The sequence below is a fragment of the Shewanella sp. S1-58-MNA-CIBAN-0166 genome, assembly GCF_040310085.1.
Taxonomy (GTDB): domain Bacteria; phylum Pseudomonadota; class Gammaproteobacteria; order Enterobacterales; family Shewanellaceae; genus Shewanella.
Genome location: NZ_JBEOPN010000032.1, coordinates 21,626 through 47,266, shown reverse-complemented (window position 1 = coordinate 47,266; position 25,641 = coordinate 21,626). Strand labels below are relative to the sequence as shown.

Below are 25,641 nucleotides of genomic sequence, written 5' to 3'. Positions count from 1 at the left end.
GAAGCTCATTGCTGCGTTCAAGTTGAAGTGAAATGTATATTAGGTGCAAGGTAAGACAACTAATTGATTGTTGTCACACTCTCGCACCACAGCATTTCAGCAATCATTCGCAATGGCATACACTCGCTATTAATTATCGCACATTATAGGAATATACCGATGTCTGAAGGCGAACCGAAAAACACTCATTTTGGATATAAAACTGTCGAAGCCGATAAAAAAGCAGACTTAGTCGCTGACGTGTTTCATTCCGTCGCGGCAAAATACGACATTATGAATGACGTGATGTCTTTTGGAGTTCACCGCTTTTGGAAGCGCCACACCATTGAAGTCGCGGCTGCAAGACCGGGAATGAAAGTGCTTGATTTAGCCGGTGGTACTGGCGATCTCACGGCTAAGTTTTCACATTTAGTCGGCGATAGAGGTCAAGTCGTTCTTGCTGACATTAATGATTCAATGCTCAAGGTCGGTCGCACTAAATTACGTGACAAAGGTATCGTCAATAACGTCAGCTATGTTCAAGCTAACGCTGAAGCACTGCCGTTTCCTGATAACCATTTTGATATCATCACTATCGCGTTTGGTTTACGTAATGTTACCGATAAAGATGCGGCGTTACGTTCAATGCAACGAGTATTAAAGCCTGGTGGAAAACTACTCGTGCTTGAGTTTTCAACACCTAAACATGAATTAATGCGTAAAGTTTACGACATGTATAGCTTTAAGGTGTTACCTAAAATGGGCGCATTAATCACTAAAGATGCTGACAGCTACGAATACCTTGCCGAATCAATTCGGATGCATCCTGATCAAGAAACGCTTAAACAAATGATGGTAGATGCAGGTTTTGAACAAGTCGACTACACCAACATGACAGACGGCGTTGTCGCATTGCATAGAGGTTATAAGTTCTAATGACCCCTAATCACTTTGCTTTGTTAACTTGTGCTGCCATTGAAACCGCTTTTAACCAACTGCCAGCACAGGCTAAAAGTGACTATGCTCGCCAAAAGTCATTGCACGGCAAAGTATTTTGTATCCAGCTGAGTCAGTTAAATTGGCCCATTTATTTGGTGTTTGCCAAACAAATTCAAGTACTCAGCCATTACGAAGGTGATGTAGCAGTAACCGTACGTGCTGATGTATCAACATTATATCAGCTGACTGAAGGCGCTAATTTAACTGAGCTTATCAAACAAGATAAACTCAGTTTGGAAGGCGATATTCAATTACTGCAATCGTTAAGCCATTATTTACAGAATATTCATGTTGATTTTGCCGAACCATTATCACGTTATATTGGTGATGCTCCGACGCATAAACTCGTTGCTACAGCAAAACAATTTAACCATGATATCAAGCTGGTCTTACAAAAAACTCGCTCACACATCAGCCAGTTAACCACTGAAGAATATCGCCTAGCGCCGCATAAAATCGAATGGCTACATTTTCGTGATAATCTGGACGAACTGGTGAGTCAAACCGAACGTATCGAAGCCAAGATAGCCCAATTAAGAGATCAAATAACGCAATGACAACTGCAAGTATCAGGCGTGGTTACCATGTCATTAAAACCATTCTGCATTTTGGCTTAGATGACTTAATACCTAAACACAAAAAGCCCTGGTATTTCGCCATTGTGCGCAACAGCTTATTTTGGATCCGTAATAAGCATAAAACTAAATCGCCTGCAGAGCGCTTAAAATTAGCGATGCAAGATTTAGGGCCGGTATACATCAAATTAGGACAAATGCTGTCGACTCGCCGTGATTTACTTGACGACGAATGGGCGTATCAGTTGGCCATGTTGCAAGACAGAGTGCCACCGTTTGATTCTGCTTTAGCACGAGAAGCCATTGAAGCTGAGCTTGGTGCTCCTATCGCAACCTATTTTGATGATTTTAACGATACACCACTTGCCTCTGCATCCATATCGCAAGTACACACCGCTACCTTAAAATCTAACGGTAAAGCCGTGGTGCTTAAAGTGCTGCGACCTAATGTTGAGCAGCAGATATTAGCTGACTTACAGTTAATGACTCAAACGGCTAACTTACTCGAAACCTTATTAGGTGACGGTAATCGTTTACGCCCAGCAGAAGTGATTGAAGATTACCGCACCACCATTTTAGGCGAGCTAAACTTAAAGCTAGAAGCGCTTAACGCCATCAAACTGCGCAATAATTTTCTGGATTCTAATTCGCTGTATGTGCCTTTTGTTTACGAAGAACACAGTTATCAACGCCTTATGGTCATGGAACGCATTTACGGTATTCCAGTCTCTGACACCGAAGCGTTACGAGCTCAAGGTACCAACTTTAAACTGCTTGCTGAACGCGGTGTAGAATTGTTTTTCACCCAAGTGTTTCGCGACAATTTTTTCCACGCAGATATGCATCCAGGCAACATTTTTATCAGTCGTGAACATCCAGACGACCCATTTTATATCGGCCTAGACTGCGGCATTATGGGCACATTAACCGAAGTGGATAAACGTTACCTAGCAGAAAACTTTTTAGCCTTTTTTAATCGCGATTATCACCGTATTGCCCAGCTGTATATTGAGTCAGGTTGGGTATCTGAACACACAGATATTATTGCGTTTGAACAAGCTGTAAAAGTAGTTTGCGAACCCATGTTTAATAAACCATTGGATGAAATTTCATTCGGTCATGTTCTGTTAGAGCTGTTTAGAACTGCGCGTCATTTTGATATTGTGGTGCAGCCACAATTGGTGTTACTCGAAAAAACCTTACTGTATATTGAAGGTTTAGGCCGTCAGTTATATCCACAATTAGATTTATGGCAAACCGCCAAACCCTTCCTAGAAAATTGGATGTCAGAACAAGTTGGCCCTAAAGCCATGTTCAATAAAGTAAAATCAAATGCGCCATTTTGGGCCGATAAACTCCCTGAGTTTCCTGAATTGATTTACGACAATTTAAAACTAGGCCGTAAATTACTCGGCACTCAACAGCAAATGTTAGATAAGTACTTGCGCTACCAACAGAAATCTCACAAGAGTAATTATCTACTTATCACTTCGGCTGTATTATTGATCTGTGGCACAATTTTATTTACTCAAATAGCTACACTATGGCCTGCATATACCTGTATAGGTGCAGGCATATTGATTTGGGCAATAGGATGGCGATCTAGGCCAAAGAATCGTAAGTTTTAGCTAGCACTAATTTATTAGAGGTTCATAATACTTAAAGAATTGGGTGTTATTATGGATTTTGAAATAACTTTTTTACAAAAACCATTTTTACTTTAAAGAGGAAAATCTTCATGGGCGGCATCAGTATTTGGCAGCTTCTAATCGTAGCGTTAATTGTCATTCTATTATTTGGGACTAAAAAATTGCGTTCTTTGGGCGGTGATTTAGGTGGAGCAGTAAAAGGCTTTAAAAACGCCATGACTCCAGAAGATGAAAGTAAATCACTAGAAGACAAAGACCAAACGGCAGCGACTTCGCAACAGGCTGCAGAAAAGCAACCTGAAACAGAATCTAAAGATAAACAGGCGTAATTTATTATGTTTGACGGTATCGGCTTTATGGAGCTGCTGCTGATCGGTATTTTGGGGCTAGTGGTACTAGGCCCCGAAAGACTACCGGTTGCAGTACGTTCGTTAACAGGTTGGATCCGTGCGCTTAAGCGCATGGCTAACTCTGTCAAAGATGAACTTGAGCAAGAGCTTAAAATTGATCAGTTACATGCTGATTTAAAAAAAGCTGAAAGCAAAGGTTTAGCCAATTTGTCGCCAGAGTTACAAGAGTCGATTGATCAGCTGAAAAAAGCCGCTGAATCAGTGAATCGTCCTTATAAGGTTGAAGACACATCACCTGTCGAGCCAAAAAAATCAGCTGACGAGTCTCCTTCAGTCAAAGAAGCTAAGTCATCTGAAGTGACTAGCGAAAACAGTTCAAACCCTAAATCAAACGGATAATCCATGTCGCAACAGCAACCGCTTATTAGCCATTTGCTTGAATTACGTAACAAATTGCTTAAAGCCATTGGCAGCGTGTTATTGGTATTCATTACTATTGTGTATTGGGCTAACGATATTTATCACTACATAGCTCTGCCTTTAATGCGCTCGCTTCCAGAAACGGGCAGTATGATTGCAACCGACGTAGCCGCGCCTTTTTTTGCACCCTTTAAATTAACACTAGTATTAGCATTCTTCATCGCCATTCCCTATGTGCTTTATCAAGTATGGTCTTTTGTAGCGCCTGGGTTATATAAACATGAAAAACGCTTAGTTGTTCCCTTGTTAGCCAGCAGCACTCTGTTGTTTTATCTTGGAATAGCCTTTGCCTACTATATTGTTTTCCCAGTTGTATTTGGGTTTTTCACCAGTGTCGTTCCAGAAGGCGTGCAAGTTGCTACTGATATCAGCAGTTATTTGAGTTTTATTCTAAAATTATTTTTTGCCTTTGGTTTAGCTTTTGAAATACCTGTAGCAGTCGTCTTGCTTTGCTGGGCTGGTGTTACAACACCCGATGAGTTACGCCAAAAACGCCCTTATATTGTAGTAGGAGCTTTTGTTGTTGGCATGGTACTCACACCGCCCGATATTATCTCGCAGACTATGCTAGCCGTACCAATGCTGTTATTGTTTGAAGGTGGACTAATCGCCGCACGTTTCTACAGCAAAAAAGAAGATGAGCCAGAGAACGAAGAAGCTGAAAATTAAGCGATAAAGAAAGGCTCTACAGACTAAAATAATAAGGAAGAATCAATGCGTTTAAGTTTAATTGCCGTCGGGATCATATTGATCTCGGCTAATGCATATGCCAATACCAATCTTGGCCAGCAACTGTCTATATGTGCCGCTAAAACGGACAAAACTGTGCGATTAACTTGTTATGACGAATTAGCTGCTAATGCTAAACCCAGTGCTCACATAATGACGACGGCAAATACAACTAAGATTGCCCCATCTGAGGCTCCAAGGCCACCCGCTACACCAAACGTTGTGTTACCTTTGGTTGCAACAAGTCCTCAAGTACTCAGCGTTGATGATTTTGGTTTACAAAAGAAAGTCATAGAAGATGAAGTCGATAAGATTTACTCTGAAGTCATTAGTGTTAAGAAAGATGCGTTAGGCGCATTTGTGATAACACTCAGCAATGGTCAAGTCTGGAAGCAAAGTAGCTCAAAGTATTATAAAATCAAAAAAGGTCAACGCATCTTTATTGAAACAGGTGCATTGAATTCATTTTTATTGGGTAGCGATGATCGCAATGCTACTACCCGAGTTAGACGATTAAAGTAACTACAGTACTTTTATTACATGACTCAATACATCGACATTGCTGTTAATCTGCTTAGCGACAGGCTGAAGCACGATATTGACACTATTATCAATGACGCGGCGAAACATCATGTTTCGCCGTTAATTGTTATTGGCAGCGATCTCGATGAAAGCTCCGACTCAATATCTCTCTGCCAACAATACCCGCAACAACTCTACTGCACGACAGGTGTACATCCGCATCATGCATCATCTTGGGATCAACATAGCAAAGCACGTTTAACTCAGCTGGCCAAACAAGACACCGTGGTAGCTATTGGTGAATGTGGGCTTGACTACAATCGTGACTTTTCACCACGCCCGGTACAAAGAAAGGCATTTGCAGCGCAATTAGAGCTAGCTTGCGAACTCAATATGCCAGTGCTGATGCATTGTCGTGAAGCGCATAGCGATTTTATCGCCATTGTAAATGAGTATCGAGCTCATCTCCCTAATGCCTTACTACACTGCTTTACTGGCAGTAAAGATGAGTTAATTGAGTGCTTAGCCGCTGATTTATATATTGGCATTACTGGGTGGATTTGCGATGAACGTCGAGGGCAAGACCTTGCTCAATTAGTACCATTAATTCCTAATAATCGCATTATGGCAGAAACCGATAGTCCTTACTTATTACCTCGCAGTATGCGACCTAAACCTAAATCGAGTAAAAATCTACCCCAATACTTACCTTATATTGTCGAATACATGGCCAATTTACGCCAACAATCAGTACAATCATTAGCGCAAGAATGTTATAAAAACAGTTGTGACTTTTTCCAACTGCCAGTTCATTTTAGCGTGAATAATAACTCATGATGGCCATCATAACTCATCAGTTACAACAGCAATGTAAATATCACTTTAGGGTGTTAATTGGATTATTTTTGCTGTTGATTAGCCAAAACTGTTGGGCTAATACACTCTCTGGAGTACCGCTTAGACTGACATCAGACTCCATAACAAAAATTGAATTACACGACTGGGTTTATGCCAATCAAAGTAATGATATTGAAACTCTAACCACATTATTACAACTGCCAGAAAACAGCTGGAAAAAACTTGATACCAATCAACCATATCAAATAGGCATTAAAAACTATTGGGTGAGTTTTAGTATATTTAATCCCAACGACCATCTATCACGCATTATTGCCTTAGATAACCCATTACTCGACAGTGTTAAAATATACCACCTGATCAATGGGGAACTGGTCAGTACTGAAATAATGGGCGACTCCTTACCGTTTAAGCAACGACCATTACAAAGCAATATCTTTTTATACCCAGTTAATTTTGAACCTGGTGATACACATACTTTTTATTTAAAAATAAACAGCAAAGGTAGCATCAGTTTGCCATTAGTGTTGTGGTCATCAAACGACCTAACCCAACTCACTGAAACTAAGAATTTGTTTAATGGCATGCAAATAGGATTATTACTCGCTATTTGCTTGTTCAGTTTATTTATCGCGCTCGCGTCGGCATCTTATAGTTACAGTTATTACAGCGGCTATGTATTAGGGCTTACGTTACTCACGGCGACAATTCATGGCGTATCATTTCGCTATTTGTGGCCTCAATGGCCCATTATACAACAGTATATTTTCATTATTATTATCCCATTAACATTGGGTTTTTCATTGATGTTTACTGAAAAAGTATTGCAACTAAAATATCATAATCTAAAAATGCTGCGTATTTGTCGCATCATGGCAGTGCTCTGTTTTGGCTTAACGATCATCATGCCATTTATTAACTACAGTTTTGCTCTGTATGTTTTAGCATTTGTGGTGTTAACTATCAGCACAATCCTAATGGCTTTCTCATTAATCCAAGCTTTTAGCGGCCAACGCAATGCCCCTTTATATGCCATTGGCCGTATGGGCTTAATGATTGGGTGCATCATTACAGGGCTAATTTATCTCGGTCTAATCACCCTAAACATATCGCCACAGATCCCCGTAATGATAGGACTCACTTTTGAAGTCATCACCATGGCGGCAGTGCTCGCCTTACGTTATAACGATGAACGAAAGGCTAAATTTGAGATCCAGCAACAGACATTAGAGCAAGAACAACGGCTGCGAGAAATCCGTGAAGAAGCACTGCGTAGTGAGGCTGGAAATAGTGAAAAACTTGAGCAAATGGTTCAAGAACGGACACTTGAATTAGAAATTACCTTACGTGAACTCAATGAGGTGAATCAAAAGCTGACAGAACAAAACACCATAGACAGCCTTACTGGAGTGAAGAATCGTAGTGCTTTTGATCGTCGCCTCATTGCAGAAGGCCGTATTAGCCGACGCCAACAGACACCGATGTCTTTGTTAATGATTGATATCGATAAATTTAAAAATATCAATGACCAATATGGTCACCTTAGTGGCGACTTCACCATAAAGATGATTGCAAATACATTATGTGAATACATTAAACGTCCAACGGATCTCGTATCACGTTTTGGTGGTGAAGAATTTGCTATTATATTACCTAGTACAGATATAGAAGGTGCTGTGCTAGTTGCGGAGCAAATTCGCCAAGCTATCAGCGATCTTACCATTGCCCATAATGGTTACACGATACCCTTAACGGTCAGTATCGGTGTGAGTGAGACAATTATCGACAGTGATGAGCATCCAATGCTATTACTAGAACAAGCAGATAAAGCCCTGTATAAAGCCAAACGCAGTGGCCGTAACAAAGTCTGCTATTACCCGCTCGAAACAGACGAGATCTAAACCAGGAGTCGAAATTGAATATTATTACTAGTGCCTTTCCACAGCGCAGAATGCGCCGCATGCGTAAACATGAATTTAGCCGTCGTTTAATGTCTGAAAATACCTTAACAGTTAACGATCTCATTTATCCAATGTTTGTGTTAGAAGGTTTTCAACGCTCAGAAAAAATTGCTTCAATGCCAGGAATTGAACGATTTTCAGTTGATCTATTGTTAAAAGAAGCCGCTGAGCTGGTTGAGCTTGGCATTCCGCTTATTGCATTATTCCCCGTGACGCCAGCGGATAAAAAGAGTTTACTTGCGGAAGAGTCGTACAATCCAGATGGATTAGTGCAGCGTGCCGTGCGTGAATTAAAGCAAGCATTCCCACAGCTTGGTATCATGACTGATGTAGCTTTAGATCCCTACACGACTCATGGTCAAGACGGTATTATCGATGACACTGGTTATATCATGAATGACATCACCACCGAGATCCTAGTCAAGCAGGCTTTATCTCATGCCGCTGCAGGGGCAGATATTGTCGCGCCATCAGACATGATGGACGGTCGTATAGGTGCAATTCGCCAAGCCCTTGAAGAAAATGGCTTTGTGAATACTCAGATCATGGCTTATTCCGCTAAGTATTCCTCAAGTTATTATGGTCCTTTTCGTGATGCTGTCGGATCGGCTAGTAATTTAAAAGGTGGCAATAAACACAGCTACCAAATGGATCCGGCCAATAGCGACGAAGCATTACACGAAGTGGCATTAGATATTCAAGAAGGTGCTGACATGGTCATGGTTAAACCAGGGATGCCTTATTTAGACATAGTACGCCGTGTCAAAACTGAATTAGCAGTGCCAACATTTGCTTACCAAGTCAGTGGTGAGTACGCCATGCACATGGCTGCTATTCAAAACGGTTGGTTAGCAGAAAAAGCCATTGTGATGGAGTCATTACTTTGCTTTAAGCGCGCTGGTGCTGATGGTATTTTAACCTACTTTGCTAAACGTGCTGCTCAGTGGCTTAAAGAACAAAACTCATAAACCTCCGATATTAAGTGGTTATAAAGCCAATCCATCTCGGGTTGGCTTTTTTAATTTAACACCGCCTACTTTGCGTCGGTTTTAATTCGATTTCCTCGTGGGGCAAGTCACATACACCTCATTATCGTGATCAGCTCTACATCATAGCTCATAGTCTCTTAACAGCCCTGTTTAAGCATGCTTGAATACACTCAAGAACAGTATTTTCTTCTTAAGCGAGACATTATCATGCACAATAACGTTAGAACATTATTGGCCACCACGGCACTCTTTTTCAGTGCCCAAATGCTGCCTATGGCCGCATCTGCGAATTCAGGTTGCGCATTTGAAAAAGATCAACAAGGCTTTATGGCAACATGCAGCGAGGAGAAACAAGAAGTGATTTTAACTGGCGTAATCCAACCACAAACTCTAACGACTGAATTACCAGGCTATACTGAAGGGTTTACCAATTACCAAGTTGATGCGCAAGCAATCGATGTACTCAAAGCCATTAATGAACCGACGCAAATAGTCGTGATTATTGGCACTTGGTGCCCTGACTGCCATCGCGAAACACCGCACTTTATGCGAATTATTGAAGCGGCAGCCAATCCCAACATTGAAGTTGAATACATTGGTGTCGACCGAAGCAAGCAGGACCCTGAAGGTTTAGCGGCAAAATATGCGTTCAGCCGCATTCCAACGTTTATTGTTAAACAGCAAGGCAATGAGCTAGGTCGTATCGTTGAACGCCCTCAAGCCACACTGGAAGCCGATTTAGTTGAGATTTTAAAGTAGTTATGTAAGAAGTTATTGAAAATTTTTGTTTAAACAACTAAAAGTAATAACTTAATAATCAAAAAAATAGGTCACCAATGGTGACCTATTTTTTATTACGCTTATGTCAGTAACTACAACGAGACTTTAGCGGCTATGCGATCGGCTAACAGTTGTAATACGCCTTCGCGAAGTGCACCACCAGCAAGATGTAAACGACTCATTGATAGACTTTCAAACAACGCGATTAAAATCGCAACTCCCGCAGCAAATGTGGGAGCTTGTTCGGCATTTAAACCGTTAATACCACTAAGCCTTGCATCTGCTTGCGATAATATTTCATCACGAAAAGCATACAAAATCTTAAGGGTAATCACTTCAGAGCGTTGTCGATGCTGTAACACCGATACCACTGATTGAACCGCACCAGAAGCCCCTACAACACTTTGCCACCCTAAATTGAGTAAGTGAGGACGATGTTCTGCCAAAATCGTATTAACGTAATCTACGGCCTGTTCAAAATCGATGCTTTGAAGCGGCGCATGACTAAAAAATCGTTGATTAAATAGCACGCACCCCATTGGCAAACTGGTTTTAAACAACACCTGACTGCCGTCACCAATAATAAACTCGGTACTAGCGCCGCCAATATCAATCACTAACCGGCGTCCCTCACCTTTAGTGGTGGCCACCATACCTTGATAAATCAGTTCAGCTTCGCGCAACCCCGAAATGACCTCGATTGGATGCAACAATATTGGCATCGCTCGCTGGTGAAATTCATCGGCATTACGGATAACACGCAAAGTAGCGGTAGCAAATACAGCCACATTAGCGCTATCGATATGGTGCTGCGCTAACATGTCGGCAAACATGGCTAAGCATTCTAAACCACGCAGCATAACAGGTTCAGACAACATACCGTCATCACCTATACCTTCGGCAAGGCGTACTTTGCGTTTATATTTAGCGATAACAATCGGCTTATTACCCACCGAATTAGCCACTAACATATTGAAACTGTTAGAACCTAATGTTATCGCCGCATACGGCTGAGATACAGTTAACAATGGCATTGACTATGGTCTACGAGTCCTATGGCGTGGCGGACGCGAAGTATTTCCACCACTACGATGCGCACCTTTACTTCCACCATCACGAGTCCGAGATGTAGGAGGCTTACGATGAATACGCGCCGGAGGCGGAATATCATCTAGTAACGCATCTTTATCGTAATTAGATACTGGAATTGAATGATTAATATAAGTTTCAATTTCAGGTAAATTCAGTGCATATTCTTCACAAGCAAAACTGACTGAAATACCTTTCTGTCCCGCACGACCTGTTCGGCCAATACGATGCACATAATCTTCACAATCATCAGGTAAATCATAGTTATATACATGTGACACATCAGAAATATGTAACCCACGAGCGGCCACATCTGTTGCCACTAAAACATCGATATCACCTGAGGTAAATTGCTCAAGAATGCGAATACGCTTCTTTTGCGGAACATCGCCGGTTAACAAACCCACACGATGACCATCACCTTCTAAATAAGACCACAACTTTTCACAGCTGTGTTTTGTGTTCGAAAACACAATCGCTTTATCTGGCCAATCTTCTTCGATTAGACTCAGTAATAAACGCATCTTGTCTTCCATCGACGGATAGAAAATTTCTTCTTTGATATTTTTAGAAGTTTTTTCTAATGGTTCGATTTCAACTTTTTCAGGATCATTCATATGATCGTATGCTAATTCCTGCACTTTCATTGAAAGCGTGGCAGAAAACAACATATTCAAACGTGACTTAGCATCAGGCATTCTGCGGAACAAAAAGCGAATGTCTTTAATAAAACCAAGATCAAACATACGGTCGGCTTCATCAAGCACTACGGCTTGAATGTGGCTTAGACTAATGACACCCTGACGTACATAATCAATAATACGTCCGGTTGTACCAATCAGAATATCAACGCCTTTGTCTAATACAGCACGTTGGGTTTCATAGCTTTCGCCACCGTAAACAATACCAACTTTTAAGCCTGTATGTGCCGCTAATAACTTGGCATCTTTAGCAATCTGAATTGCTAATTCTCGCGTTGGCGCCATAATAATAGCGCGGGGTTCGGTTGCTTTGCGACTCTCAGGTGCAGCAACATTGAGTAAGTGGTTAAATGTGGCCACTAAAAATGCCATAGTTTTACCGGTGCCGGTTTGGGCTTGTCCGGCAATATCTTTTGCATTAAGTAAAATAGGTAAAGATAACGCCTGTATTGGCGTGCAAAACTCAAAGCCGTTCTCGTTCAATGCCGCGAGTATTTCGGGCTTTAAAGGGAAGTCGGCGAATTTCTGGGTCGATAAATGTGTTTGGCTCATAGCACAAGCATACCTGTAGGGGTTGCAAAAAAAGATTCGATCGTTTGAAATAGCTACATTACTAAAACGGTCTCTTGAAAAGCTATTTAACTGACCCAATATACATGGTAAGCCATTAATAAACTAGCAATGGAACCAAATCTGGAGAACTACATGAGCGATAAAATTGTATACCTAAGCGATGACAGCTTTGAAAACGACGTATTAAAGTCTGAAACACCAGTATTAGTCGACTTCTGGGCTGAGTGGTGTGGTCCTTGTAAAATGATTGCCCCAATCCTAAACGATGTTGCCGAAGAGTACGCAGGCAAACTAACCGTCGCAAAACTAAACGTTGACCAAAACAACGTTTCACCTGCGAAATACGGCGTACGCGGTATTCCAACATTGTTAATGTTCAAAGGTGGCGAGCTAGTGGCAACTAAAGTTGGTGCACTATCAAAGACGCAACTAAAAGAATTCATTGACGCTAAAATCTAACTAGAAATAGCCTAGAAATGTTAAACGGCACAAGTTTTGAACAATTTGTGCCGTTTTTAGATTTTATTTACGCTAAATTTCTGGACGGCCAACATATAAAGTGCTAATTTATTCATCAGATTTTTTCAATTAACCTCTTCTCGTTTATCAATCATAAAATATCTTTTCAAACTTGCTGATTGATTGCGGTAAGCTTCGTCGCGCAAAACAAGACTCCCATACATGAATTTAACAGAATTAAAAGACACGCCAATTTCAGATCTAGTTTCGCTTGCTGAAAGCATGAATCTGGAAAATATGGCTCGTACCCGTAAACAAGATATCATCTTCTCAATTTTGAAAGCTCACGCTAAAAGCGGAGAAGACATCTTCGGTGGCGGTGTATTAGAAATCCTCCAAGACGGATTTGGATTTTTAAGAAGTTCAGATGGCTCATACCTTGCGGGTCCTGACGATATTTATGTTTCTCCAAGTCAAATTCGTCGATTTAACATGCGTACTGGTGACAGTATTTTTGGTAAAATTCGACCGCCGAAAGAAGGCGAAAGATATTTTGCACTGTTGAAAGTCAGTGAAGTCAACTTTGATAAACCAGAAAGCTCTCGCAACAAAATCCTGTTTGAAAACTTAACCCCATTACATGCAGAAGAACGCCTTCGCATGGAGCGCGGTAATGGTTCAACAGAAGACATCACCTCGCGTATTCTTGATCTTTGTTCTCCAATCGGTAAAGGCCAACGTGGTTTGATTGTTGCGCCGCCAAAAGCCGGTAAAACATTGTTACTACAGAATATTGCTCAAAGTATTACTTATAACAACCCAGATGTGGTGTTAATGGTATTACTTATCGATGAACGTCCTGAAGAAGTGACCGAAATGCAGCGTATGGTAAAAGGCGAAGTGATTGCTTCTACCTTTGATGAACCAGCCAGCCGTCACGTTCAAGTAGCCGAAATGGTTATCGAGAAAGCAAAACGTTTAGTTGAGCATAAAAAAGACGTCGTCATTTTGTTAGATTCGATTACTCGTTTAGCCCGTGCTTATAACACCGTCATCCCTTCATCGGGTAAAGTGTTAACCGGTGGTGTTGATGCTAACGCACTGCATCGTCCAAAGCGTTTCTTTGGTGCTGCACGTAACATTGAACACGGTGGCAGCTTAACCATTATCGCCACAGCCTTGGTTGATACAGGCTCGAAAATGGACGAAGTAATCTACGAAGAATTTAAAGGTACTGGTAACCAAGAGTTACACCTTTCTCGTAAAGCTGCTGAAAAACGCGTATTCCCTGCGATTGATTTCAATCGCTCTGGTACTCGTCGTGAAGAAAAGCTAACGACAACTGAAGAACTTCAAAAAATGTGGATTTTACGTAAAATCTTACATCCAATGGATGAAGTTTCTGCGATGGAATTCTTAATCGATAAATTGGCTATGACCAAAACTAACGAAGAATTCTTCACAGCAATGAAACGCGCTAAGTAATTAATTACCTAAACGCAAAATAATCGCAAAAATGCCGCTAATTTAGCGGCATTTTTATATGTATATCAAGGTTACTAACCAAAGCCATGCCTAGAATCTAGAGCGGACTTCGTCCTGATAGTACGCTTCGCTGCTATAAAAGCTTTAGCTTGTATCGTCTGTAGCTGCGTAGCACTCTAGCAGCGCAGCGCTCTAGCATCTAGTCTTTCCACTTGCCATCGCCTGTTATCGTTTTACCGTTCGTTATCGATCCCCCCGCTTTTAAAGCATTAGCTTGTATAGCATCTAGCAGCTAAGCGCTCTAGCATCTAGTCTTTGTACTTCTATCGCTTGCTATCGCCTGTTATCGTTTTACCGTTCGCTACCGCTCTTTCCACCTAAACAGATGCCATTTTCCGACGTAAATACGCAATTTGCTGCATATGCGGTAAATCTTTCGGGCAAGTATCTTGGCAGCCGAGTAACGTCATGCAACCAAACACGCCATCTTGATTACCTATGACATGGTAAAAATCATCTGCGGTTCGAGTATCACGGCTGTCTAATTCAAAACGGGCAATTTTCATCATACCGACTGCGCCAACAAAAGTGTCACGCATTTGTTTAGTCGCACAAGCAGAAACACATACACCACATTCTACGCATCGCTCTAACTCATAAAGCTTGGTTGCTTCTTCCGGTGACATCGGCGTTTCGATACGATGAATATCATTATCTGCACTATTCGGATGCAACCACAACGATAAACGCTCAGATAATTCGCGCATAAATTTACCGGTATTCACCGACAGATCGCCAATTAAATCAAAGCCAGGTAATGGCATCAATTTAATATGTCCATCTGGATAATTAGCGGTTAAGGTTCGACAAGCTAACGTCGGAAAACCATTGATCACCATGGCACAACTGCCGCAAATCCCCGCACGACAAACAAAATCAAATTGTAGTGATGGATCTTGTGTTTCACGTAGCTGATTCAACGCGATAAACACCGTCATTCCGGGTGCCTCTGTTAAGCTGTAACTCACCATTTTAGGTTTGTCGCCAGGCTCTTGCGGGTCATATCGAAAAATTGAAAAAGTTAACGTGCGTGCTTGGCTCATATTACTTTTCTCCAGACTCAGCGTTGATTTTGGCTAAAATATCAGTGAATCGCTGATTACGTGGTTGATATTCTTCAGGTAACTCATAAGGCATTAATGCCGCTTGCTTGGCATACCTATCTGCATCGTCACCGAGTTCAGCTAAAATAGCTTCAACCTGTTGCTGACGTTTTTGGGTATCAGGATGAGCAATCGCATTATCAACACCATAACCTCGATAACCAGGCGGTAATTCCATTCGCATCACATCAAGGGCTTCATAACTCATTTCTGGTCGTAAACTATTCGCATCTGGCCAACTTGTTAAGGTACGGTTCAACCAGTCTTGGTCATTACGCTGTGGAAAATCTTCGCGAGAATGCGCGCCTCGACTTTCGGTACGAGCAAGCGCCCCGCATGCAACGGTCACTGCCACTTTCAACATTCGTTTGACGCGTAACGCTTCAACAAGCTCAGGATTTGCATGACGTTTTTTGCACTTTAACCCGAGGTTTTTCGAACGTTCAAGCAGTTCAGTTAATTGGTTAACAGCCAGTTCAAGTTCAGGCCCATTGCGGAAAATACCGACGTAATCCATCATGATTTTTTGCATTGCAGCTTTAAGTTTAAATGGATCTTCTGTTCCTTCGCCTTCAATAAGCTGATCAACTTCTGTTTGTAACTGCTTACCAAACTGGGCGATTAAATCGGTATCAACGACCAAACTATTTTGCTCACCAAAGTCAGCGACGTACTTACCGATAATCATTCCGCCAACCACAGTTTCTGCTAGGGAGTTGCCACCGAGTCGATTAAAGCCGTGCATATCCCAACAAGCCGCTTCTCCAACACTAAACAGCCCTGATAATTGTGGACTTTCGCCATTGGCTTTAGTACGAATACCGCCCATAGAATAATGTTGTGTAGGCCGAACAGGGATCCAATCTTTAACCGGATCAATACCTAAAAAGTTCTCACAAATCTCTTTAACTTCACGCAAATTGGTATCAATGTGCTTTTGACCTAATAAGGTAATATCCAGCCATAAATGCGGCCCATAAGGGCTATTTACGCCTTTTCCTTTGCGCATATGCTCAGTCATTCTACGAGACACAACATCTCGCGAAGCCAGTTCTTTTTTCTCTGGTTCATAGTCGGGCATAAAGCGGTAACCGTCTTTATCACGCAGCACACCACCATCACCACGGCAACCTTCCGTCGTTAAAATACCCACTGGAACAATAGCCGTAGGGTGAAACTGTACCGCTTCCATATTGCCCAGCGTCGCGACGCCAGTGTCTAGCGCCAATGCTTGACCAATCCCCTCACAAATAATGGCATTGGTCGACACCACATAAATCCGCCCATAGCCACCTGTGGCAATAGTGGTAGATTTAGCGATGTAAGCGCGTAATTCACCCGTAATTAAGCAACGAGCGATGACACCATGGCAACGCACTCCATCATGAATAAGCGTTAATGCTTCCATCCGCTCATGCACAGGAATACCTAGCGAAATAGCCTTATTATCGACGGCATACAATAAAGAATGACCTGCACCGTCTGCGGTATAGCAAGTACGCCACTTTTTGGTACCCCCAAAATCACGCGCGTTAATGAGTCCATGAGCAGCTTCTGCTTCAGTGATAGTCACTTTTTCCGCATTAACAATAACTTGTCTATCGCCTTTAGTTACTCGAGTCCAAGGAACGCCCCACTGAGCTAACTCTCTTACCGCTTTGGGTGCACAGTGAGCAAACATTCGAGCAACATCTTGATCGCAGCCCCAATCGGAACCTTTTACCGTATCTTGAAAATGGATGTCTTCATCATCACCTTCACCTTTTATGGTATTGGCTAAACTGGCTTGCATGCCACCTTGGGCAGCGACAGAGTGCGATCGCTTAGCGGGAACAAGCGATAACACCAAGGTATCGAGGCCACGTTCTTTTGAGGCTATCGCGACTCTTAACCCTGCCAGTCCAGCGCCTACTACCAAGGTGTCGGTATAAATAATTTTCATTTTAATTCCTTATAACATCGACACATATGGCACCACAGGTAACGCCAAAGAACGGCCAATAAAAATATAAGTCAGCAAACTCGCTACTCCTAGCACCATTAAATACGCTAACAGCACCTTAGCAAATTTGAGCATGGCAAAGCGTTGCTCAACCAAGCCCCATTTCACCACTACTCGATATAAACCAAATACGCCATGCACTGCTACAACAGGTAATAGCAGGATATATAAAACCCAAGCATTAAGGTGGTACACACGCTCGGCCGAAAGATGTGGGCCTATTTCAGGATTGGTTATCATGGTGAATAAGTGCGTTGGTACGAGGAAGAACAATAAAAAACCAGTGATCATTTGCCAAAACCAGATTTTGGTATCTTCATGAGGTAAAAAACGCATTTGATTGCGTAAGGCGCGCCATTGGCCTAATTGAGTCGGAAAACGCCGTAATGCAAATACCGCATGGATCAGTACTACCAATAACATAAAGCAGGAAAAAATTTGAGTTACCAGCGGGTAACCATGACCAGTTTCACTGAATATTCCACCCTCAAGAAACTGTGCCACTTGGTAGAAGGCTTCTTTGCCAAACAAAATACTCGACTCAAAATGCAAATGCATCACTAGAAAAAGTCCCAGTATTACACCGGACAAACTTTGTAGTTTATCCGCTCGAGCAGCCCAAAGAGGGTGAGCAAAACCTTTGTCGGTATTTACCGCACTGTCGACTTTCGTTTGCAAAGAATTCGCAGCCATAAAGCATCATATCCTGTTAAGCACAATAACAAGTATTGACCATATCAAGAGTTTTTGAATAGCGGCAATGAACAATGATCAAACCGTGATAATGTTCACCTATTATTAAGCGGGAGTTAGAAGCATGTCACACAAACTAGCAAATAAAAACTTAAACAATACTGATAGTTAACTAAATATCGAAACGAGTATTCGGTAGATAAAACAATCTAACGTGTATCTAAAAAGGTGTCGTAACGCTAATAATTACGGGCAATATTGACGTAATTTATCGCGTAATAGCAACATGACCTGAGTGATATTTTCGCGACCAGGACAGATCAAATTTAACGCAACTGACTCACCAACACATTCAGTAAGTTTCGGGACTAACTTACCTGTTTTCTAATCATCAGCAATATCCTGCGCGCTTTTTAATATAAACGTGACCGAAAATGGTCCATCTTCATCTAGCAAACAACCAATAAACTCTCACCTAAACGAGCATCTTAAAATAACTTGGGTATAATAAGCGCCAATTTGATATTACTTTTACCACAGTTAGGAAAATCCCATGGCTTGGATCCAATTACGCATTCACACTCATCGCGATAACGCCGACTTGCTTGGCGACTTATTAATGGATCACGGTTCACTTTCCATCACCTACGAAGATGGCCAAGACGAGCCTATTTTCGAACCTAAGTTAGGTGAAACACCGCTGTGGCAAGATACCGTAATGATTGCATTGTTTGATGCAGGTACTAACTTAGCACCCACAATCGAATTTTTAGAATCGATGCCATTTTTAGGCAAAGGCTTTAATCATAAAATTGAACAAGTCGAAGATAAAGACTGGATCCGCGAATGGATGGACAGCTTTCACCCAATCCAATTTGGTACACGTTTATGGATTTGCCCTAGCTGGCGTGAAATTCCTGATCCGACTGCGGTTAACGTCATTCTCGATCCAGGTTTAGCCTTTGGTACAGGTACTCACCCTACCACGGCCTTATGTTTAGAATGGTTAGACAGCCTAGATTTATCAAACCAAGAAGTCATCGATTTTGGTTGTGGATCGGGTATTTTGGCTATTGCCGCAATCAAACTCGGCGCCAAGAAAGTAACAGGTGTTGATATTGACTATCAGGCTATTGACGCTTCAAAAGCCAATGCTGAACGTAACGACGTAGTGGATAAATTGGCCCTATATTTACCAGAAGATCAACCAGCCAACTTACAAGCAGACGTATTAGTCGCCAATATTCTTGCCGGTCCGTTAAAAGAGCTAGCACCGCTGATAGCTGAAAAAGTCAAAATAGGTGGCAAACTGGCGCTATCGGGTTTATTGCAAGAACAAGCACAAGAAGTATCCGACTTCTACAGCCAATGGTTCATCATGGATCCAGTATGTAACAAAGAAGACTGGAGTCGCTTAACAGGAATACGTAAGTAGCCTGCCCACAAGCCTAAAACGCACTCAATTATGGGCTATATTATGAGCGGATTGCGTGCGTAAATTCTCGTTTACAGGTTGTTAACATCAATAATTGACACTGGTATATATGAAAACGTCTCTCTGCAACACGCACCAGTGCTCAAAAATGGCCGAAAAACGCCAATTATTAGTCAAAGATGTGACGGCTAATAAAAGTCAAGCAAAAAAGTTGCATTTAGGTCATTTATTGACCTTTTCACGGCCGTAAAAAAGGGCTACTATAGCGCCCCTTTGGAGAGCAAGGTGAAGTCCGAAATGCAAATTGGCCCGTATCAACTGTCTAATCAGCTGATTGTGGCACCAATGGCAGGTGTCACCGATCAGGCCTTCCGAAATCTCTGTTTACGCTATGGCGCAGCTTTAGCCGTATCAGAAATGCTTTCATCGAATCCCGACGTTTGGGACAGCGACAAAAGCCGCCAGCGCATGATGCATTCTGGTGAAGAAGGAATACGCTCCGTACAAATAGCAGGTGCAGATCCTGATTTAATGGCCAATGCCGCTAAGTTCAACGTTGAACAAGGTGCGCACATCATTGATATCAATATGGGCTGTCCAGCAAAGAAAGTGAATAAAAAATTTGCTGGTTCTGCGTTAATGCAAAGCCCCAGCTTAGTAAAAGAGATTTTACAAGCCGTGGTTGCTGCAGTAGACGTGCCAGTAACGTTAAAGATACGCACGGGTTGGGAGCCTGAACATCGTAATGGTGTTGAAATAGCCCAAATTGCTGAAGATTGTGGCATTGTCTCGCTCGCCGTTCACGGCCGAACCAGACAATGCATGTACAAAGGCTTTGCCGAGTACGACACCATTAAAGCAATTAAACAGAATGTCTCAATTCCTGTTGTCGCTAACGGGGACATCGACACACCAGAGAAAGCCAAGTTTGTACTTGACTACACTGGCGCCGATGCCCTGATGATTGGAAGAGGTGCACAAGGACGGCCTTGGATTTTTAAAGAAATCCTACATTATCTGGAAACAGGTAAAAAGTTAGCGCCAATTAAGGCAGAAGAGCAACGCAGTGTGATGCTTGAACACCTTAAGAAACTTTATGACTTATATGGCGAATACAAAGGTGTCCGATTTGCTAGAAAGCATGTCGGGTGGTACCTAAACCATGAGGAACAGCGCCAATTTCGTGCTGACTTCAATCGGCTTGAAACCGCTGCCCAGCAACATTCCCTCGTAGAATGTTATTTTGATGAATTAGTTTAGAATTTAATAAAGAGCAGAATAGAATGTTTGATCAGACAACTAACACAGAAGTTCACCAGCTTACCGTAGGCAAAATCGAAACAGCAAACGGCACTATCAAGCCGCAGTTATTACGTGACGCAGTAAAACGTGCCGTGACTAACTTCTTCTCTCAGTTAGACGGTCAGGAAGCTTCTGAAGTATATGAAATGGTATTGTGCGAAGTTGAAGCACCTTTACTAGACATCATCATGCAACACACTCGTGGCAACCAAACGCGCGCTGCTAATATGTTAGGTATCAACCGTGGTACTTTACGTAAAAAATTAAAGAAATACGGCATGAACTAAGACCTAGCGTCTAAGTGATTGTAATGAAACGGGCTTATCAGCAATGATAAGCCCGTTTTGTTTTATCAGTTACACTCGTAGTAACACATCACTTATCAGCAAGTGTTATATACGAGTAGAAACAGTCATCCATTTCTAATAACTACTGCACCTGTTGCGGAGAGATTTTGGCTTTATCAATGGTATTGCTACAACTAGGCACGCGGTTACCTCGATAATTTTTACAGCCCCAAAAAGCACCTCTAGCACTTTCTCTTAAGTTCATATCACCGCCACAGACGTTACATATCGGCGCCATATGGCTACAACTGTCATTGAGACATACCTTGAAACCGATAAAACGTTTACGTGTCATCGGACTGCCGCATTCGTCACAGCCTGCTTCTTTGTGATCGCATAATGGAAAGAGTGAGCAAGAAAAGAATGATGTGAACTTGCCCACTCGTGGTTTTAATATCCCAGTGGTACATCGGACACAGTTAATTTGTTCAAACAAGGATTGCACCAAAGACGTACTAAATTCTTGTTGTTCAACGGCATAATCTTGTTGGATCAGTTCCACAATAAATGGGCTCACATTGGTCATATCGGCGATAACGTAAACTCGGTGCTTTGCGCGGGTTAGCGCGACATAAAATAAACGCCGTTCTTCTGCAAACTCAAAATTTTCAGCTTTAGGTAAAAATGCATCAAGTAAAGGTGGCGTTATTTTTTTCGACGGAAATCCATGTATGCCTTGGGTCATTCCCATAATCACCACATAGTCGGCCTCTTTACCTTTGGAAGCATGAAACGATAAACACTCAATCACGAACATCGGGTATTTAGCCGTTAACTGACGCAACATGTCTTTATCTGGCAACTGAAACCAGAAACGGGCCAGCAAATATACTGTCGGTTTAGCTTTAAGCTTATCACCAGCTTGAGTAACGCGGACGGCCAGAGCATTTAAGGCTTGCTCTAATGCGTTGTTACTCAGCTCATCTTTAGTTGCGCCCTCATTGGTACCACGACGAAGTATTGATACTGCAGGCTTGGCAACTTGTACCAATGAATGGATATCTTTGTTGAGTTGATGCGGGTTTTTACTCACAAAAGCGCTAGCCACTTCACCGATACGGTTATTAAATCTAAAAGTAAGATCCAAATGCGTTTCGCTGGCATGGCCAAAATAACGTTTAAATTGAGTCGTTAAACGGACATCTGCACCACTAAAGCGATAAATAGCCTGCCAATCGTCGCCAACACAAAATAATGAAGTATCGCTGTTACCTTTTTTCGTGCGCGAATCTCGCAAGGCTCGCACTAAACGCGCTCTGGGTTCTGAAATATCTTGAAACTCATCGACCATGATATATCGCCATGGACTGACATATTGACCACTTTGCAGGTATGCGAGCGCTTTGGCTATCATGTCCTCAAAGTCGATATCACCGTGAGCTGATAAGTACTGTTGGTACTGCTGTAAAATGGGTTCGAGTAATTCAAATGCTTTACGCGTTTGGGCCGCATCAGCAGCATTGGCAAATACCTTTTCCAGCCCAGCCTCGTCAATACAAGCTGCTTTGTATAAGCCAATGAGCTGACTAAACAATTTTGCCAGCTCAGTCACTCGCCCAAGCTCATAAAGAGTTGCCAATATCGCGTCATCGGGTAAAGGTGAGTAGTTAACTTTAAATACCGTTAAAGCTTGCTCAAGCTTGTTGATTAACTGATTTTTCTTGTGCTGATAATAAAATAATTCGATGCAGTTGGTTTGGCGCTGATGATGTAACAGTCGTTTCCATTCCATTGATGCTAAATAGGCTGCTTGATCGATATAAGGAGCCGTATTATTGGCTTCATCAATGCCATAATATTCAATATAAACCTCATATTCAGGTAGATAAAAATCAGCTTGATACTGGCGAAAATCAACCGTGCTGACATCAAATTCATACTTGGCTTCATATTGATACTCTATGCCATTGGTAAACAACCAATTGGCGATATGCAACTCACCAAAACTTTTGACCCTCTCACCTTTCAATGAGCGAATGTCGTTATCATTTAAATATTCAAAATACTCACCTTGTGTTGAAAATTCGAATGGGCTTTTTTCAACGTAATAATAACGACTGAAATAGTCAAAAAGTTGTTTACGATAAGATTCATTTTCAATCAAAACTTCTAATCTATCGTGCACCCATTTGTCTTTGGCGGGTTCATCATTTACCCACGCTGATAAGCTAGGTTTCACACCTTCAACATCGGCAATAATTTTCAGGCCTAAACTGTGAAAAGTACTGGCCTTAATATCATCACTGCCCAGTTTGTGTTTAATTCGCAGATCCATTTCCATGGCGGCTTTTTTGCCATAAGCCAGTAATAGAATGTCATTAGCTTTAGCTTGGCCACTATTTAGTAAATAGCCTGCACGGCCTACCATTACACTGGTTTTCCCCGTGCCAGCGCCCGCGAGCAGTAGATTATTATCATCATCGATAATAGATGCTCGGCGCTGCTTATCGGTTAATGGCTGTGACTCCACATGATCAAAAAAGTCTGCAAATGCGAGTAACTGCGATTGAATATAGCCTTCACGTAGGCGATCTATATCCGCTTTATTCCAGTGGTAAAAAGCGTGTAGTTGAATTAATGCGGTACGTATATTGGCGGGTAACTCGACCCCTTCACTCCAGGGAAACCAGCGAAAATACTCACGCTCGATTCTAGCGCGCATTTTTTCTAGTAATGACTGGCGTAAATACCGGCTTGATATGGCTTTTTCAACTCGTAATATCAAATCGCAAAGCGATTTTTGATGAGATAAAGCCCAGAGTATTTCGACCTGTTGCTTAAAATGAGATTTAGCCAAATAACTTAAAAATGGAATTTGATAATGAGCACCAGCCGTCTTAAAAATCAGTAAGTTACCGAGTAAACTGGCACTAAACAGTGGCGGATGATCTAATTGCTGCCATGATAATTGCCCCATAATAAGCGGTTTATTGGTATGCCGAAATCTTGCTAAAAATCGGCCTTGGCTAGGCATAAAAGTCATACCCTCTTGCGTCAATTTGATCGCATTTACGTCACGCTGATACAAATGCCCAAACCAACTATGAGGGATAAAGTTAACTGAATTTTCTAATGACAAAGTAAAACCTACGACTCAATGGTTTCAGGGGTAACCGGCTTATATTTAAGATAACTATATCGTAATTAAGCATTCATTACGGACAATACTGGGTGTGCGAATGACTCAATGGGCTTTCGCGCTGATACCAATGATAATTGATTTACATTAACCATAAAAGTAAACATATACACAGCATTTAACATACTGAGCATGACATTTGTCCGCGGCTCAATCGCTAGTTCTGCCGACGAATCCCAGCGGGCGACAAAACCACTATTTATTTTCAAGCAACTGCACTAAACGATGGTTATATTTCAGTAGAGATGTCTATCTAAGCATCATTTAGTCTTTTTACATCAATAAAGATAAAAACAAAATAACAATATTAAACAATCACTTATTAATTTCACGTTCACCGCGCAAGACAATAATGCCAATTAAGAAAAAATAAATGGAATAGAATCGACGGCCGCCTCGTTATCACAGTGTCAATCACGACATTACGAGGGAATTAAAAATGAAAACATTACTTAAACCAACGATTATTGCTCTGGCTTGTTTCTCAACCATGGCAATAAGTGCCGAAATGTCAGCATCGACAACCGTATCAGCCCAAGCTGATGTTCAATTAAGCCAAAACCAACAGAATAGCCCAAATGCTAACGCTGAAACACAAAGCAATAATGAGTCAACAATTGCCTCAAGCGAGCCGACCAACACCGCCTCAGATCAAACTGCTTCAAATGAAGCAGAGTCAGGCGGCTCGAGTGACTCCACGCAAACTTCATCAACTGAAATGGCAGCCACAACTGACAACCAAGTTGCGATAACCATACCCACAACAGAAATGCTCACTACGGTAACGTCAGCACTTGATACATCAATCACCAACGCTGACTCAGCAACAACACTTGCTAATAACCAATTAGCCAACACCACAACTGTTGGTGCTGGCATAGCTAATAGCCTGATTAATAACGCCTCGACGGCTGCGCAATTGGTGTCAACTCAAGTAATAGCATCTGGTTCTGCCGGATTATCTGCAGCAACAGAGTTATCGGTTAATCAAGCAGAGACATCACTCAACACCGCAGCAGCGACAGTAAACGCAGCACAACTTGGTGCGAACACCGCCGCAGAAGAGATTCAATCACGTATGAGTGCCGATACACTGTTTGCCACTAGCACAGCAGTATCTGATTCAGTAAGCGCGGCAGTTTCTGGGACAACATCATCGGCCATCAATGCCGCAGCAACCAGCGCAGTGCAACAACAGTTACAGGCAAGTGCAAGTGAACTCATGCAGCAGAACACTCGCGAACAAGTGACGCAAGCGGTGAGCCAAACAGTGAATGCAGAAGTCACTAACACCATTCAAAATACCATTCGCTTATCAAGCGGTCTTTAAGTCGAATACTCCATATGCCGGCAATACTGCCGGCCTATCTTTATTGTTAGGA

23 protein-coding genes are annotated in these 25,641 nt (G+C 42.0%); 17 read left to right on the top strand and 6 right to left on the bottom strand.

The features are described 5' to 3' along the window. Window positions 1-159: 159 nt before the first annotated feature. The 11 genes from ubiE to AAEY99_RS17245 all read left to right on the top strand — a co-directional run bounded on the left by ubiE (window position 160) and on the right by AAEY99_RS17245 (window position 9,850). Window positions 160-915: a bifunctional demethylmenaquinone methyltransferase/2-methoxy-6-polyprenyl-1,4-benzoquinol methylase UbiE gene (ubiE, locus tag AAEY99_RS17295; protein ID WP_011635964.1), complete on the top strand. Its 756-nt coding sequence runs from the start codon at window positions 160-162 to the stop codon at window positions 913-915. Then, window positions 915-1,535, top strand: coding sequence for a ubiquinone biosynthesis accessory factor UbiJ (locus tag AAEY99_RS17290; RefSeq protein ID WP_101086252.1), 621 nt, complete (start codon window positions 915-917; stop codon window positions 1,533-1,535). The genes ubiE and AAEY99_RS17290 overlap by 1 nt, the downstream gene beginning before the upstream one ends. Then, complete coding sequence (gene ubiB, locus AAEY99_RS17285; protein ID WP_101086253.1) at window positions 1,532-3,181, top strand: ubiquinone biosynthesis regulatory protein kinase UbiB; 1,650 nt, start codon at window positions 1,532-1,534, stop codon at window positions 3,179-3,181. Before AAEY99_RS17290 ends, ubiB begins: the two co-directional genes overlap by 4 nt. A gap of 110 nt (window positions 3,182-3,291) precedes the next feature. Then, a complete protein-coding gene (tatA, locus tag AAEY99_RS17280; protein WP_101086254.1) occupies window positions 3,292-3,531 on the top strand; it encodes a Sec-independent protein translocase subunit TatA in 240 nt (79 codons plus the stop codon). Between the two features lie 6 nt (window positions 3,532-3,537). Next, window positions 3,538-3,951, top strand: a complete 414-nt coding sequence (gene tatB / locus AAEY99_RS17275; RefSeq protein WP_101086255.1) for a Sec-independent protein translocase protein TatB — start codon at window positions 3,538-3,540, stop codon at window positions 3,949-3,951. A 3-nt stretch (window positions 3,952-3,954) separates the two neighbouring features. Further along, entirely contained in the window at window positions 3,955-4,701 is a 747-nt protein-coding gene (gene tatC / locus AAEY99_RS17270) for a twin-arginine translocase subunit TatC (protein WP_101086256.1), read from the top strand. Between the two features lie 45 nt (window positions 4,702-4,746). Further along, window positions 4,747-5,283, top strand: a complete 537-nt coding sequence (locus tag AAEY99_RS17265; RefSeq protein ID WP_192115386.1) for a hypothetical protein — start codon at window positions 4,747-4,749, stop codon at window positions 5,281-5,283. A gap of 18 nt (window positions 5,284-5,301) precedes the next feature. Then, the gene (locus tag AAEY99_RS17260; RefSeq protein ID WP_101086258.1) at window positions 5,302-6,120 is read left to right on the top strand and encodes a TatD family hydrolase; all 819 of its coding nucleotides are present in this window, start codon (window positions 5,302-5,304) and stop codon (window positions 6,118-6,120) included. Continuing rightward, the gene (locus AAEY99_RS17255) at window positions 6,117-8,042 is read left to right on the top strand and encodes a sensor domain-containing diguanylate cyclase (protein ID WP_351011361.1); all 1,926 of its coding nucleotides are present in this window, start codon (window positions 6,117-6,119) and stop codon (window positions 8,040-8,042) included. Before AAEY99_RS17260 ends, AAEY99_RS17255 begins: the two co-directional genes overlap by 4 nt. Window positions 8,043-8,056: 14 nt before the next feature. Beyond that, window positions 8,057-9,070: a porphobilinogen synthase gene (gene hemB, locus AAEY99_RS17250; protein WP_101086260.1), complete on the top strand. Its 1,014-nt coding sequence runs from the start codon at window positions 8,057-8,059 to the stop codon at window positions 9,068-9,070. A gap of 228 nt (window positions 9,071-9,298) precedes the next feature. Beyond that, window positions 9,299-9,850 carry a thioredoxin family protein gene (locus tag AAEY99_RS17245; RefSeq protein WP_101086261.1) on the top strand — a complete coding sequence of 184 codons (552 nt, stop codon included), beginning with the start codon at window positions 9,299-9,301 and terminating at the stop codon, window positions 9,848-9,850. A gap of 113 nt (window positions 9,851-9,963) precedes the next feature. Here AAEY99_RS17245 and AAEY99_RS17240 read toward each other — a convergent pair whose 3' ends face one another. Next, window positions 9,964-10,905, bottom strand: coding sequence for a Ppx/GppA phosphatase family protein (locus AAEY99_RS17240; protein ID WP_182744807.1), 942 nt, complete (start codon window positions 10,903-10,905; stop codon window positions 9,964-9,966). Window positions 10,906-10,908: 3 nt separating this feature from the next. Continuing rightward, on the bottom strand, window positions 10,909-12,213 hold the full coding sequence (gene rhlB / locus AAEY99_RS17235; protein ID WP_101086263.1) for an ATP-dependent RNA helicase RhlB: 1,305 nt from the start codon (window positions 12,211-12,213) through the stop codon (window positions 10,909-10,911). Window positions 12,214-12,366: 153 nt separating this feature from the next. Here rhlB and trxA point away from each other — a divergent pair, with 153 nt between their 5' ends. Beyond that, window positions 12,367-12,693 carry a thioredoxin TrxA gene (gene trxA / locus AAEY99_RS17230; protein WP_011635949.1) on the top strand — a complete coding sequence of 109 codons (327 nt, stop codon included), beginning with the start codon at window positions 12,367-12,369 and terminating at the stop codon, window positions 12,691-12,693. A gap of 222 nt (window positions 12,694-12,915) precedes the next feature. Further along, complete coding sequence (rho, locus tag AAEY99_RS17225) at window positions 12,916-14,178, top strand: transcription termination factor Rho (RefSeq protein WP_059747484.1); 1,263 nt, start codon at window positions 12,916-12,918, stop codon at window positions 14,176-14,178. Between the two features lie 377 nt (window positions 14,179-14,555). Here rho and AAEY99_RS17220 read toward each other — a convergent pair whose 3' ends face one another. From AAEY99_RS17220 to AAEY99_RS17210, 3 genes are read right to left on the bottom strand one after another with little or no spacing between them, the layout of a single operon-like run. Beyond that, window positions 14,556-15,281: a fumarate reductase iron-sulfur subunit gene (locus AAEY99_RS17220; RefSeq protein ID WP_101086264.1), complete on the bottom strand. Its 726-nt coding sequence runs from the start codon at window positions 15,279-15,281 to the stop codon at window positions 14,556-14,558. A gap of 1 nt (window position 15,282) precedes the next feature. Next, on the bottom strand, window positions 15,283-17,283 hold the full coding sequence (locus AAEY99_RS17215) for a fumarate reductase flavoprotein subunit (RefSeq protein WP_351011358.1): 2,001 nt from the start codon (window positions 17,281-17,283) through the stop codon (window positions 15,283-15,285). A 9-nt stretch (window positions 17,284-17,292) separates the two neighbouring features. Further along, entirely contained in the window at window positions 17,293-18,036 is a 744-nt protein-coding gene (locus AAEY99_RS17210) for a fumarate reductase cytochrome b subunit (RefSeq protein ID WP_101086266.1), read from the bottom strand. Between the two features lie 553 nt (window positions 18,037-18,589). On the opposite strand from AAEY99_RS17210, the gene prmA reads away from it, so the two are divergent. The 3 genes from prmA (at window position 18,590) to fis (ending at window position 21,060) form a co-directional block, all read left to right on the top strand. Next, window positions 18,590-19,471, top strand: a complete 882-nt coding sequence (gene prmA, locus AAEY99_RS17205) for a 50S ribosomal protein L11 methyltransferase (protein WP_162022207.1) — start codon at window positions 18,590-18,592, stop codon at window positions 19,469-19,471. Window positions 19,472-19,768: 297 nt separating this feature from the next. Continuing rightward, window positions 19,769-20,731 (top strand): tRNA dihydrouridine synthase DusB, encoded by a 963-nt coding sequence (dusB, locus tag AAEY99_RS17200; RefSeq protein WP_011635943.1) that lies wholly within the window; start codon window positions 19,769-19,771, stop codon window positions 20,729-20,731. A 23-nt stretch (window positions 20,732-20,754) separates the two neighbouring features. Continuing rightward, window positions 20,755-21,060, top strand: a complete 306-nt coding sequence (gene fis, locus AAEY99_RS17195) for a DNA-binding transcriptional regulator Fis (RefSeq protein WP_011635942.1) — start codon at window positions 20,755-20,757, stop codon at window positions 21,058-21,060. A 142-nt stretch (window positions 21,061-21,202) separates the two neighbouring features. On the opposite strand, the gene AAEY99_RS17190 is transcribed toward fis, so the two are convergent. Beyond that, window positions 21,203-24,199 (bottom strand): UvrD-helicase domain-containing protein, encoded by a 2,997-nt coding sequence (locus AAEY99_RS17190; RefSeq protein ID WP_351011356.1) that lies wholly within the window; start codon window positions 24,197-24,199, stop codon window positions 21,203-21,205. 499 nt (window positions 24,200-24,698) lie between these two features. On the opposite strand from AAEY99_RS17190, the gene AAEY99_RS17185 reads away from it, so the two are divergent. After that, a complete protein-coding gene (locus AAEY99_RS17185) occupies window positions 24,699-25,589 on the top strand; it encodes a hypothetical protein (RefSeq protein ID WP_351011355.1) in 891 nt (296 codons plus the stop codon). Window positions 25,590-25,641: the final 52 nt, after the last annotated feature.